The organism is Acidisoma cellulosilyticum (assembly GCF_020621385.1).
Classification (GTDB): Bacteria; Pseudomonadota; Alphaproteobacteria; order Acetobacterales; family Acetobacteraceae; genus Acidisoma; species Acidisoma cellulosilyticum.
Genome location: NZ_JAESVA010000003.1, coordinates 285,863 through 298,908, shown reverse-complemented (window position 1 = coordinate 298,908; position 13,046 = coordinate 285,863). Strand labels below are relative to the sequence as shown.

The 13,046-nt window shown below is 66.8% G+C and carries 10 protein-coding genes; 4 read left to right on the top strand and 6 right to left on the bottom strand.

From position 1 onward, the window contains the following. Positions 1 to 13: 13 nt before the first annotated feature. The 3 genes from ACELLULO517_RS10075 to ACELLULO517_RS10065 all read left to right on the top strand — a co-directional run bounded on the left by ACELLULO517_RS10075 (position 14) and on the right by ACELLULO517_RS10065 (position 3,424). Positions 14 to 2,098, top strand: coding sequence for a branched-chain amino acid ABC transporter ATP-binding protein/permease (locus tag ACELLULO517_RS10075; protein WP_227307237.1), 2,085 nt, complete (start codon positions 14 to 16; stop codon positions 2,096 to 2,098). Then, positions 2,091 to 2,813 carry an ABC transporter ATP-binding protein gene (locus ACELLULO517_RS10070; protein ID WP_227307236.1) on the top strand — a complete coding sequence of 241 codons (723 nt, stop codon included), beginning with the start codon at positions 2,091 to 2,093 and terminating at the stop codon, positions 2,811 to 2,813. The genes ACELLULO517_RS10075 and ACELLULO517_RS10070 overlap by 8 nt, the downstream gene beginning before the upstream one ends. A gap of 119 nt (positions 2,814 to 2,932) precedes the next feature. Beyond that, positions 2,933 to 3,424, top strand: a complete 492-nt coding sequence (locus tag ACELLULO517_RS10065; RefSeq protein WP_227307235.1) for a YaiI/YqxD family protein — start codon at positions 2,933 to 2,935, stop codon at positions 3,422 to 3,424. Between the two features lie 154 nt (positions 3,425 to 3,578). Here the strand turns inward: ACELLULO517_RS10065 and ACELLULO517_RS10060 are convergent, their stop codons facing one another. Continuing rightward, complete coding sequence (locus ACELLULO517_RS10060) at positions 3,579 to 3,923, bottom strand: acyl-CoA thioesterase (RefSeq protein WP_456304388.1); 345 nt, start codon at positions 3,921 to 3,923, stop codon at positions 3,579 to 3,581. A gap of 48 nt (positions 3,924 to 3,971) precedes the next feature. Then, the gene (trxA, locus tag ACELLULO517_RS10055; RefSeq protein WP_227307233.1) at positions 3,972 to 4,298 is read right to left on the bottom strand and encodes a thioredoxin TrxA; all 327 of its coding nucleotides are present in this window, start codon (positions 4,296 to 4,298) and stop codon (positions 3,972 to 3,974) included. Positions 4,299 to 4,445: 147 nt separating this feature from the next. Here trxA and ACELLULO517_RS10050 point away from each other — a divergent pair, with 147 nt between their 5' ends. Continuing rightward, positions 4,446 to 5,321, top strand: coding sequence for a glycosyltransferase family 9 protein (locus ACELLULO517_RS10050; protein ID WP_227307232.1), 876 nt, complete (start codon positions 4,446 to 4,448; stop codon positions 5,319 to 5,321). Here ACELLULO517_RS10050 and addA read toward each other — a convergent pair. The 4 genes from addA to tsaE are packed head-to-tail and all read right to left on the bottom strand — an operon-like array spanning position 5,288 to position 13,044. Further along, positions 5,288 to 8,845, bottom strand: a complete 3,558-nt coding sequence (gene addA, locus ACELLULO517_RS10045) for a double-strand break repair helicase AddA (RefSeq protein ID WP_227307231.1) — start codon at positions 8,843 to 8,845, stop codon at positions 5,288 to 5,290. The genes ACELLULO517_RS10050 and addA overlap by 34 nt on opposite strands. Before the next feature lie 4 nt (positions 8,846 to 8,849). After that, complete coding sequence (gene addB, locus ACELLULO517_RS10040; protein WP_227307230.1) at positions 8,850 to 11,816, bottom strand: double-strand break repair protein AddB; 2,967 nt, start codon at positions 11,814 to 11,816, stop codon at positions 8,850 to 8,852. Continuing rightward, complete coding sequence (locus tag ACELLULO517_RS10035; RefSeq protein ID WP_227307229.1) at positions 11,813 to 12,574, bottom strand: nucleotidyltransferase family protein; 762 nt, start codon at positions 12,572 to 12,574, stop codon at positions 11,813 to 11,815. The genes addB and ACELLULO517_RS10035 overlap by 4 nt, the downstream gene beginning before the upstream one ends. Next, complete coding sequence (gene tsaE / locus ACELLULO517_RS10030; protein WP_227307228.1) at positions 12,571 to 13,044, bottom strand: tRNA (adenosine(37)-N6)-threonylcarbamoyltransferase complex ATPase subunit type 1 TsaE; 474 nt, start codon at positions 13,042 to 13,044, stop codon at positions 12,571 to 12,573. The genes ACELLULO517_RS10035 and tsaE overlap by 4 nt, the downstream gene beginning before the upstream one ends. Positions 13,045 to 13,046 lie beyond the last annotated feature (2 nt).

Here is a 13,046-nt window from a genome sequence, read left to right as displayed (position 1 = left end):
AGGAGATCGGCACATGGATACGACAACCGCGCCCCCCGATGCCAAGCCGGGACATGAGAATACCAACGCCCTGCATACGGTTCAGGCGCCGCCCGCGAAGTGGCAATGGCTGACGGCGCCCTTCGACAAGCCCGCTGTCCGCACCGGGGCAATTGCCCTGCTCGCGGTCCTTGCCGTGCTGTTCCCCGTCATCACCGGCGATCAGGCGAATATCGACGCGGCCGGCAATGCGGCGGCCTATGCCGCACTCGCCCTCGGCCTCAATATCGTCGTCGGCTTCTGCGGTCTTCTCGATCTCGGCTATGCGGCCTTCTTCGCGATCGGCGCCTATGCCTATGGCATTTTGACCTCCTGGCAGATCACGCCGGACTGGAGCGGCTTCTGGGTACCTTTCGCGGCCCTCGGCCTGGTGCACAAGGTGGTGCAGAACGACCATGCGCTGGTCCACTTCACCGTCTCCTTCTGGCTGATGCTGCCGATTTCGGGCGTCATCTCCGCCTTTTTCGGCATCCTGTTCGGCGCGCCCACGCTGCGCCTGCGCGGTGATTACCTCGCCATCGTGACCCTCGGCTTCGGCGAGATCGTGCCGATCGTGGCGCGCAACTGGACGGGGCTGACCAATGGCGCCGCCGGGTTGAACGGCATCGCATCACCCACGGTGTTCAGCTACAAATTCGGCATCGATGCCACGCCCTATTACTATGTCGGCATCGGCGTGGTGGCCTTCCTGATCTTCGCCAGCACGCGCCTGCGCGAAAGCCGCATCGGTCGCGCCTGGATGGCAATCCGCGACGATGAGATCGCGGCCGGTGCCATGGGCATCAACCTGACGCGCTTCAAGCTTCTCGCCTTCGGCCTGGGCGCGGCCTTCGCCGGCATGGCCGGCACCTTCTATGTCGCCAAGCTGCAGACCGCGACGCCGGATATGTTCGGCTTTCCCGTCTCCATCATGATCCTGGTCATGGTCGTGCTGGGCGGTTTGGGCAGCGTCTGGGGCGTGGTTTTGGGTGCGGTGCTGCTGCAATTGCTGCAGTCCTGGTTCCTGGGCGACCTGACACAATGGGTGAACGCCTTCGGCGACGCCATCCACAACAATTACCTGAGTTCGATCGACCTGACCCAGGCGAGCGAGCTTATCTTCGGCATCATCCTCGTTCTCATGATGCTCTATCGCCGCGAGGGGCTGATCCCGGCCAACCGGCGCCAGCGCGCGCTGTCTTTCGAGCAGCAGCATGCGACCGTGCAGACCCATGTGCGGGCGGAAGACGTCACGCTCTCCCAGATCGGCGGCGAAGGCTATATTCACGCGCCTGGCGCGGTGCCGATGTTGGAGATCAACGACCTGACCGTGCGGTTCGGCGGTCTGGTCGCGCTCAACAAGGTCAATATCACGGTGCCGGCTGGCAGCGTGGTCGCCGTCATCGGGCCGAACGGGTCCGGCAAATCGACCCTCTTCAATACCATCACTGGTCTGGTGCGAGCGGGTGAGGGCAGCATCCTGTTCCAGGGCAACGAGATTCTGGGCCTGCGCTCGGACCAGATTTTGAAGACGGGCATTGCCCGCACCTTCCAGAATATCCGTCTGTTCACGACGATGACGGTGGCCGAGAACATCATGGTCGGCCTGCATGCGCGGTTGAGGGCCGGGCCGTTCTCGGCCGTCTTCCGCTCGCCCAAAAAACTGACGGAAGAGGCGGCGGGACGGGACTGGGTGCTGGAGATCGCGAAGATCTTCGGCAATCGCCTGATGCCGCGCCTGGGTCAGACGGTGGTCGGCCTGTCCTATGCCAATCGTCGCCGTGTCGAGATTTCTCGCGCGCTGGCCTCCAAGCCGAAGCTGCTTCTGCTCGATGAGCCGACGGCGGGCATGAATACCTCGGAAAGCCTGGAACTGGCCGAGCAGATCAAGGGCCTGCACGCGCTGGGGCTGACGGTGCTGATCATCGAGCATAAGCTCGACGTGGTCACGCGCATCGCCGACAAGGTCATCGTCCTCGACCACGGCGAGAAGCTGACCGAAGGCTTGCCGGAGGAAGTACGGCGCAACGAACAGGTTCTGGAAGCTTATCTTGGCCGGGGGGCTGCCGCCCATGCTTGAGTTCCGTAACGTCAATACGTACTACGGCGATCTGCACGTTCTGAAGGACGTCAATTACAATCTGGGCGCGGGCGAGATCATCTGCCTGCTGGGTGGCAATGCCTGCGGCAAGTCCACGACCATGAAGACAATCATGGGCATCGTGCGGCCGACCTCGGGGGAAGTGGTGTTCGAGGGCGAGCGGATCGACCGCCTGCCGACCGCCGAGCGGGTGAAGCGCGGCATCGCGCCGGTGCTGGAAGCGCGCCGGCTGTTCCCACGCATGACGGTTTTTGAGAATCTGGAAATGGGCGCCTTCACGCGCAAGCGCGGCGCCGATTTCGATCAGGATCTGGAGCGGGTCTATACGCTGTTTCCGCGCGTGAAGGAGCGGCGGGAGCAGCAGGCCGGCACGCTGTCGGGCGGCGAGCAGCAGATGGTCGCCATTGGCCGGGCGCTGATGGCGCGGCCCAAGCTGATCTGCATGGACGAGCCGTCCATGGGCCTGTCGCCGCTCTTCGTGGAACAGACCTTCGACATCATCCAGCAGATCAACCGGCAGGGTGTCACCATCTTCATGGTGGAGCAGAATGCGGCCATGGCGCTGTCCATTGCTCATCGCGCCTATGTCCTGCAGACCGGCCGGGTCGTGCTGTCGGGCCCTGCCGCCGAAATGCGCGAAAACGAGCATGTCCGCGACGCTTATCTGGGCGAGATGCAGGTCGTCGCAGCCTAGCCTGTTGCTCAGGCGACGCCCTTCAGGCGCCTCTCGCGCACCCCAGAGCTTGATCGATCAGGCTCTGGGTCTGAGATTGTTGGCTTGAGATTGCTCGTGCGGATGCGCTAACCAGCCGCATGACCATTCTTTACGTAGACGGTGACGCCTGTCCCGTTCGGGACGAAGTCTATCGCGTCGCCGACCGCCTCTCCCTCAAAGTCTTCGTCGTCGCAAACGGATCAAGGCCTCTGCGCCCGACCGGGCGGCCCAATGTCGAGATGATCACGGTCTCCGAAGGGCCGGATGTCGCGGACGATTGGATCGCCGATCAGATCGCGTCCGGCGATGTCTGTATCACCGCCGATATCCCGCTCGCGTCCCGCTGTCTGGAGAAGGGCGCCAAGGCGCTATCGCCGCGCGGGCATCACTGGACGGAAGACAATATCGGGACGGCGCTGGCAGGGCGGGCGGTCGCGGAGCATCTGCGCTCCTTCGGTGCCAATACGCGCGGGCCGGATGGGCTGACGCGGGAAGACAAGTCTCGCTTTCTGGCGGCGCTGGATGCGGCGATCAATGCCGCCCGCAAACCCACGGCGCGGCGCATGATGATCCCGCCGGGCGGGTTCTAGGGTCGAAGCTAGGGGCCGTTCCGCTGACGTGATCGGGTAGGTCCGCGCAACAAGTGCGCGGATGACGATTGGTAAGGAGGAGCTCCCTCTTTCTCCGTCGTCCGCGGATTCATTCCGCGGATCTACCCTTTCGAGCAGGCGACTAAACCAACCCTCAGCCGCCGTCGCCTTCCTTAATGGGGCGCGGCTTACGGTCCTCGTCGATCGCGACGAAGGTAAAGACGGCCTTGGTCACGGGCACGGTTTCTGCCTGGTAACGGGTGCGCCGCTCGGCCTCGACCGAGATCTTCATCGAGGTCCGGCCCATGGAGAGAAGGTCGGCATAGAAGCTGACCTCATCCCCCACATGAACCGGCGCCAGGAAGGCCATTCCGTCGAGGGCGACCGTGACGCAGCGGCCCTTGGCGATGCGGTGGGCAAGGTTGCCCGCCGCCAAGTCCATCTGCGCCAGCAGCCAGCCGCCGAAAATATCGCCGGCGGGGTTGGTATCCGCCGGCATGGCGATCACGCGGATCAGAGGCTCACGAATCGCCAAGGACGTCATTCCTTAAAGGCTACGCTCGATCCAGGCCTTGAGCACGCTTTTGGGAGCGGCGCCAACCTGGGTCGCGGCCGGTTTGCCGTCCTTGAACAGGATCAAGGTCGGGATGCCGCGCACCGCATAGTTGCTCGGCGTCATCGGATTTTCGTCGATATTGACCTTGGCAATCGTGAGCTTGCCTGCATATTCGGCCGAGATTTCTTCAAGCGCCGGGGAAATCGCGCGGCAGGGGCCGCACCACTCGGCCCAGAAATCGACGACGACGACGCCGGGTGCCTTCAAGACATCCGAATCGAAGCTTGCGTCAGTCACAGCCTTGGTATTGCCAGCCATGGGGAGCCTCATGCTGAAAGCCGCGCCACGAAGCGACGCGGTTAATGTTGCGTTGGTCTGAAGGTGGGACATTACCACCCGTCAGGCAAGCTTGCGACCGCGAGCATCAGTTGTGACGCGGGGGCAGGTAATCGAGGAATGCAGGATTTGGGCCTAACGACAGTTTTGAACGGTTTCGGCATCAGCCTGGGCGATGGCATCATCGGATTGCAGGCGCTGTCGATTGCCCGCGCGATGGGGGCTGTTCAAGGGCGGGTCGTGCTCGGCCGTCAGGAACCCCCGGCGAAGCCCCTGGTGCCGCAGCTGTATCAGCGGGCGGCCAATCTGGCAGAGATCATGCCGATGGAGATAGCACCCCGCGACGGCCGTGTGATCGACATCCGGGATTTCGCGCATGATCCGGGCTTCGCCTGCATCTCGATGATTGATTTCTTTCTGGGCAAACTCGGTATCGATCCGGCAACGGTCGCTTCAGATCAGAAGCGCAATAGCTGGTTGGCGCCAAGGCTGGGGGTTTTGCCGGTCCTCGATCTGCCGAAAGCCTATGTGCTGCTCTGCCCGCATGCATCCATCGCGCTCCGTGACATGCCGCCGGAGCCGCAGGCCGCTCTGCTGCGCGGCTTGGCCGCGCGCGGGTTCGGCCCCGTGGTGACGCAGGGGGCACCGATGACGGGCGGCATCGCGGCGCCCTTCTGCGAAACGATCGAAGCCTTGGCGGCTTTGGTCGCGGGCGCGCGGGCCGTGGTATCGACGGATACGGCGATTTTGCATCTGGCCGATGCCTATTCCGTTCCTTGTCTCGCCTTCATGACGACGCACCGGCCGGAATGGCGTGTGCGGGACTATCCGTTTTGCTTGCCCTATCGGCTGCCCGTGACGGGTGTGCCGGAAAGCGCGGAATTCGTGCGGAGCGAGGAGGACCTCAAAGCCGTGCACGATGCCTGGTTTCCGGATGGTCCGGGCCTCGGCTGGGTCGGGCCTTTGCTGGATCAGTTCAAGGATTTTGCCGCCGCCCGCGCCTGAGGGCTGTGGCCATCCAGCAGCGCATCGGGCAGCGGCATGATGGTGCCGCTCTCGGTCCAGACCAGCACGCAGCGGATCGGCCGATCCGGGAAAATCCTCTCCAGCAGCGCGCGATAGGCCGCCATCTGCCGCAGATAGAGGATCGGCGTTTTCTCGACCGCAGCCGGGGGTTGGCGGTTCGTCTTGAAGTCGAGCGCGGTGACGCTGTCTGTCGTCACCGCCAGCCGGTCGACGATGCCGGTGATGACCTCGCCGGCAACCTCGCCCGCTAGCGGCACTTCAGCACGGCTGCCGGGCGCGAAGGCCTTTGCCAGCATCGGGTCGCCGATCACGGCTTCACATTGCGCGAGGACGGTTTCGATCTCGGCCGGGTCGATACCGGCGCTGGCGCGACGCAGGAAATCGAAGGCTGCCTCCGCCCGCGTATCGGCCGGCAGTTCCGGCATATGTTGCAGCAGCTGATGGATGAGCGTGCCGCGCGTGAAACGCGCGCTGCGCGATGCCGTGACGATCAGGGGCGAATCGCTTGCCGGCACCGGACCGAAGGCGATGTCATCCGGTCGACTCGGGGCTAGAGGTGTGGGACGCGGCGGTTCGCGCGGGGCTGGCACCGCCTGCCAATGAGGGGCGCGGCCGATCCAAAGCGGCAGGTCGGTGGTCAGCGCGCTGGCCTTGGCTTTGACCGCCGGCGGCGGGCGCCGCTGCGGCGCCGCCAAAACCTTCCGGCTCGGTGGGAAGACATCAGGGTCTTCCACCGTCTCGGCTTGCAGCCTGTCGAAGCCGCGGGAAATCAGCTCATGCCAGCTTGGTGCGCTGCCGCGCGGGCCGCCACTTTCCCAGCCGCAGACGACCAGCCGGTCTTCCGCGCGGGTCATGGCGACATAAAGCAGGCGGTGATGCTCCTCCACCGCGCGGGCCTGAACCATGCCCTGGAAGGCGCGGCTCGCCTCGCAATGGCTGTCCTTGCGTGGGCAAAGGATGGGTAGGTCGAGCCCGTTATCCGCATCCTGCATCCAGAGCAGTTGCGAGCGATCGCCCGGCGGCCGGTTGGCGGCATCGGCCATGATGACGATCGGCGCCTGCAGACCTTTGGAGGCATGGACGGTCATGATGCGCACGGCATCGCCCGCAGCCCCCGGTTCGCGCTTCGCCTCCGCCGTCGATTGTCGCAGCCAATGCAGGAAGCTTTGCAGGGAGGGGGCATGGCTGGCCGTATAGGTCAGGGCAGCATTCAGGAGCTCATCCACCGGCTCCGCCGCTTCCGCGCCGAGGCGCCGGAACAGCCGCGCCCTTCCACCGAGCGCGCCGAGCGCGCGGGAGAGCACGGCATGCGGCGTGGCGTAGTCGACCTCGGCCTGCAGAACCTCATAGAAATGCCAGGCGGCCAGCCAGTCCGGCCGTTCCTCCGCACGGAGGCGCAGCGTTTCCGACAGGTATTGGCGGCGACGTCCGGCCGCCAGATCCATCAGGCTCTCATCCGAGAGATTGCCCAAGGGGCTGGTGAGCCAGCAGGCGAAGGAGAGGTCGTCTTCGGGCAGCAGCAGGCTATCGGCGAGCGCCATCAGATCCTGCACGGCGGCCTGGGCCGTGAGTTCCAGCCGGTCCAGACCCGCCACCGGCACGCCGGCAGCCTTGAGTTCACGGACCAGAATAGGGGCGATCGGCGCGCGCTTTTGCAGAAGAACCAGAATGTCGCCGGGCTGCACGGGCCGGCCTTGGCTCGCCAGCATCTGGCTGCCATCGGTCAGCCGGGCGATCCATAGGGCCAGGTCCCGCGCCAGTCGTCCGGGGGCCGAAGTCTGGCCGAGATTGCTGTCCGGAATGGTCCAGGCGTCAGGGCTCGGCACCGCTTCGCGTGGTGTCAGCGGCCAGATCTCAACCTGTCCGCCGTCTTCCGGCCGGGCCGAGACATGGAGCAGCGGCGAGCTGCCGGGCTCCACCACGCCGCGCGCGGCTTCGGGGTCCGCGAAGACCGCGTCGACCAAAGCCAGAACCGGCACGACGGAGCGGAAGGAGACGTCGAGCGCGCCGTCATGCCAGTCCCGCTGCGCCCGGCGCACGCGCTGGCGCAGCCTGTCGCGCCAATCGTCGAAGGAGCGGAGATCCGCGCCCTGGAACCCGTAGATGGACTGTTTGCGGTCGCCGACCGCGAAGACGGTGCGGCCGAGCGCATCTTTCTGCGATTGCGCCTGCGCCTCTCGCGCGCCGGTGCCGGCGAAGAATTCGGCCGTCAGGCTGCCGGCGATGGTCCATTGCGCGGGTGCCGTGTCCTGCACCTCATCCAGCAGAAGGTGATCCAGCCCGTGGTCGAGCTTGAACAATACCCAGGCGGCGCCGGGATCGCGCAGCAACTCATTGGACCGGATGATGAGGTCGCCGTAATCCATCAGCCCTTCCACCTGCCGCCGCCGCGCCTGCTGACGCAGCACCGGAAGTGCCAGACGCAGGAATGACGCGGAAAGATCGGCCAGCCGGTCGGCCGCGAAAGCGTCTTCGATGGCGGTTAGACGCGCCTGCTCGGCTTCGATGACCGGCCAGAGATCGGGGCGGTCCGCATCCAGCTTCTTGCCGATGAGCGTCGAACGGGCGAGGGGGCCACCGTCCGCCTTGAAGAAACTGCGGCTCCAGACGCTCCAATCCTGTCTGCGGCCGTCCTCGTCATCGGCCAGCCAGTCCAGAAGGGCCAAGGCCCGGATGCGCGTGGTGGGCGGCCCCTGTTCGGCAATGGTGGTGAGGACGCGGCGCAGCGCGGATGCGTTGTCACCGGCCAGCGCATCGCGCCAGATATCAGCCCGATCCCGCGCGGCGCCCAGCACCCGGCGCTGGCTGGCGATCAGGGCCTCGATATCGAGGGCGAGCAGCGCTTCCGTTCGTTCCCGCGCGCCGTCCAGTTTGCGGAGCAGACCATCCAGGTCATCGGCGCTGAGTTCGGCGGCCAACGCATCCACAGCCTCGCGCATGCCCGGCGCATCGTCATGGATGCGGGAGAGGACGATTTCCTGCTCCTCCCGCAGCGTGATCAGCGCGTCACGCTCCTCGATCAGCCGGAAATGGGGGGAGATGCCGGCTTCCAGCGGAAAGCGGCGCAGCAGCGACTGGCAGAAGGCGTGGATGGTATCGATCCGCATGCCGCCGGGCAGATCGAGCACGATGGCGAACAGGGATCGCGCACGTTTGCGCTGCGCCTCGCTGGGCAGAACCTCAAGCTCGGCCAGCGCCTGATTGAGGAGGTCATCGGGCAGGCTGACCCAGCGGCCGAGCCGGTCCTGCAGGCGCAGCGCCATTTCGGCAGCGGCATTGCGGGTGAAGGTGAGGCAAAGGATGCGGCCAGGGTCGACGCCGCCCAGCATCAGGCGCAGCAGCCGATCCGTCAGCAGCTTGGTTTTGCCGGACCCGGCGGAGGCCGCGACGAAGGTGGAGACGCGCGGGTTGGACGCCGCCATCTGATGCTGGCTGGCGCGAACCCGCGCATCATCGGCGCTGGGCGTCGGCGGCAGGGGCAGGCCAAGCTGGGAATTTGTCATCGGCTCAACCCTCATCCCCGCCGCCGGCCCATTCGGCGAGCCGCGCGAGGCGGCCGTAAGCCGAATCCCGCGCCGCTCGGCCGGGATGGGGCCGGGCGAGATAGGGTTTCGCGGCATCGTCGAAGGCCGCGATCAGGGCGCGGAGCGAGTCGGCGGACTGTTTTGCGAGGTCTTCGAGTTCAATGGCGCTCTCGATCGGCGTGATGACGGCGCCGGGCTCGGCCCCGCCGCGCAAGCGCCAATAGCTCATCTCGACCGTCGGGCCTGTATAATCCTCCCCGAAGGCGCCAGATGCCGCCATCGCGGCTTCCAGCGGCAGCTGCGGGGCATGGCCTTCGCGCACGCGCTTTTCGGTCGGCACCGTGCCGGTCTTATAGTCGATCAGCGTCAGTGACCCATCGGCGCGCCGCTCGATACGGTCGGCACGTCCTTTCAGCGTGAAGGGACCGGCCGGACCGGACAGCGCCCAGCGGCCGCTGACTTCGGTGCCGATTTTGGTCAGCGACAGGCCGGCGCGGCGGGCGGTTTCCACCTCCGCGATCCAATCGGCGATGCGCTGAAGACGCGGCCGCCACCAATTGGCGAGTGCGGGGCGAAGGCGCGCTTCGCTGAGCGCACGGTCCATGGCGATGCGCAGCCGATGCGGCGAATCGGCGCGCCATTCGGCGCCGGCCTCGGTCAAGAAATGCTGGACGCCGGCATGAACCAACCGCCCGTAATCGGCGGCATCCGTCGCCTGATCCAGCGGATCAAGCTCCTTCAACTGCAGCACATGGCGGGCATAGATGGCGTAAGGATCGGCGAGCCAGGTCTCGATTTCGGTGATCGAGAGGCTGCGCGGGCGCAGCGCTACGGCCGGTTTCGGCGCCGGGGGGCGCGCGGGTTGAGGCGCGGCACCGGGCTGATCCAGAGCCTGCGCCCAGGTGAGTGCGGGATGGGCGGGCAGGCGGATGGACTGGCCGGCCAGCATCGCTTCCAGCCGTTTCAGCCAGCGCGCCGGCACGGCAGGCGCGCCACCGACACGCAAGGGCGCGCTGAGAATGACGGTCGGCGCCGCGCAGGCGCCGGTAAGAAAGTCATGCGCGGCCTGGCCGATCTCTTCCTCGGGCGAAGGCAGCCCGGCTTCGGCGCGCATACGGCGGCTGAGCCAGGGGCCGGGATCGGGGGCGGGCGGCCAGACGCCTTCCACCAAGCCGCCGAGGACGATGACCTCGGCACTTTGCAGTCGCGCTTCCAAAAGCCCCCAGATGGAGACGCGGGGATGAATCTTGGCACCCTCCAACCCGCGAATGGCGCGGCGGCTGCGCACGACCTTGCCTTCCAGCAGCGCCTCCAGCAGGCCGGGCAGAACGGAGGGGCTGATATCGGGCAAGGTGTCGAGCGCGGGCAGGGCTTCCGCGATGGCCGAGGCCAAGGCCTCGCCTTCCTCCCCGGCCCAGAGACGTCCGGCACCGGCGTCTCCCGCGGTCGTCGCCAGCGCCTCGGCCACCGTGGTCAAGGCGCGGAGAAGATCGGAGGCAGACTGGGTCTTATAGCCGTCGGCCAGGCGCAGCAGCGGCAGCAAAGCGGCCTCGATCTGCGCCAAAAGATCGACCGAGCGCGGCGAGGGGCCGCCGCGCGACTGGCTCAGCGCATCCCGCAGACCGGTCAGACCGGCGGCCGGGCGCGGCCCGCGTAAGCAGTCCATTTCCAGGGCGCGGGCGCCGGCGCGGCAGGCAGAGAGCGATAGGCCGGCGGCGGTCAGCGGGTGTTTCAGCAGCGCCAGCAGCGGCACCGGCGCCAGACGGTCCGCGACCGCACGGGCGATGAGGCGCAGGAAGGTGCCGGCCGGCGTCTCCCCCAAAGCTTCGCCCGCGCTGTCATCGGCGATGACGCCGAAGCGGCGAAGCTCGACCGCGACGCGGGCGGCAAGCTGGCGATCCGGCGTGATCAGCACGGCGCGGGCGGAAGGCGTTTCCAACGTGTCGCGCAGCAGGGCCGCGATGGCGATCGCTTCCTGCTGCTGGTCGGCGGGAGACAAGCGATAAAGCCCGTCGAGGGCCAGGGGGGCTGCCTCTCGCCAGGCGCTGAGCGCTTCGGCCGGCAGCAAGGCGCGGGCGAGGAGATCCGAGCGGTCGGGCGCCTGCTGCGGTGACTCATCCCAAGGCTGCACGTCGTCCCGCCTTGCGCCCATGGCCGCGATCAAGCGCTGCAGCCCAGCCTGCGGATGGCTCGGCTGCAGCGATGTCCAGACCTCATCGGCCATGCCGTGGTCGAGGCCCTGCAGGATGACCGCGCCCTGGGGCAGTCCGGCCACGACGCGCGCGATATGGGCGATGGACGGGCGGGCAGCCGTGAGCCCGGCAATCCAGACCGGATAATCGGGCGGCTTATCTTCCCAGGCTTTCGCTTGGGCATGGAGCAGCCGGACCTGCCGCGCGACCGGGTCGATCAGCTGCAATTCATCCAGGATGCGCGGCCATTGGTCGGTCGCGATAGCGAGGAAGGTCAGCGTCTTTTGCCAATGCGCCGCCAATTCCTCCGGCACGCTGGCATGCAGCGCCTGGGCCAGCGGCACTTCGGCACGCTCCGCCTCATCCATCAGGGCAGCGAGTTCGCGGGCCAGGCGCCAGGTTGCGTCCAGGCTGGGGCTGACCGTGCCGCTCGCCTGTTCCAGCGCGATAATGAGACGAGAGAGGGTGGCCAGGCGCTGGGCTTCCGGCATGGCCGGCGGCAGGGCGAGCGCTGCGGGGCCGAGCGCCAGCGGCACTTCATCCGCCGCGCCGATCGCAGAGATTCGCGGCAGCAGCAGCGGCTTGCCGTCGGTCGCGCGCAGGAAAGCTTCCATCAGCGCGCGGGCGGCGCGCCGCGTCGGCAGCAGAATCAGACCCTGGGCGAGCGGGGCGTCGCCGTGGTCCCGCAGCCAGCGCTGCGCCAATGCATCGAGGAACGAAAGACCGCTGGGAATGGACCAGAGGCCAAGCGGCTTCACCGGCGGTTGCCTGCCGCATGCTCCCGCAATTCTACTTCGGCGCGGGCAAGGTCGGGCGGGGTGGAGAGGTGGAACCAGACGCCGTCATGCACGATGGCGCGGAGTTGTCCCGCTTCGATCGCGCGGTCCCAGATCAGGTTCATGCTGAAGGCTGCGGGCGGCAGATCCTGAAACAGGCGGGGAGAGAGGATCTGAATGCCGGCATAGGTATAGGGGACCTGTTCATGCTCGGTCGGGCGGCGCGGATGGCCCCAGACGTCGAGGGCGAAATCCCCGGCACCGGTATCGCTCGCGACCTGCGTGGTCCGATGCAGCAGCAATACGCCCTCGGTCTTTTCGATCTGCATGGCGCTGGCGAGGCGGAGCAGCACCGGGATCGGGCCGTCCAGCCAGAAAGCATCGCCATTGATGACGTAGAAGGGTTCCGTTCCCAGATGGCCCGCGGCCAGGGCGGCCGCGACCGCGCCGCCGGTGTCGCGAAGGCTGTCTTCGCGCTGCACGATGACGGTCGGGCCTGTCTCGCGACCGGCGAGATGGGCTTCCACAGAGTCCGCCTGCCAGTGGGTATTGACGACGACCGTTTCCACCCCCGCATCGGCCAGCCGATCCAGCGCATGATCGAGCAAGGCGCGGCCGCCCAGCGGCAGCAGAGGCTTCGCCGTCTTCGCCGTCAGTGGACGCATGCGGGTGCCTAATCCGGCCGCCAGAAGCATGGCTTTGCGCGGGGTCTGGGCAGGCGAGAAAGCAGCTTGGGTCATGGCTGGTCCATAAGGCGATGGAGGCGATCCGGCCAGCCGGAAAGATGGGCGCGCCGTTCGCCATCCGGCCTTGGATCGAGCGTGATTTCAAGGGCGTCGACCGGCGTATAGGCGTCCAGCCGATCCGGCCATTCGATCAATGTGATCTCACTGAGCGCATCGTCCAGCCCAAGCTCGCGCAGGTCAGGTCCCGGCTCCACCCGCCAGAGATCGTAGTGATGGATCATCCCCTTGGGCGTCTCATAGCTTTGCACCAGGGTGAAGCTGGGGCTCGGCACGTCGAGCGCAGGGTCGGCAGCGGCTGCCCGGATGATCGCGCGGGCAAGCGCGCTTTTGCCGGCACCGAGCGGGCCTGACAGCAGAATGGCGTCGCCGCGACGCAGCAGCGCGGCAATGCGTCCGGCCAGCGCTTCGGTCGCGTCAAGCGCGTGCAGTCGCAGATCGAGCGGGGGAGGGGGGCTGCCGGTCATAG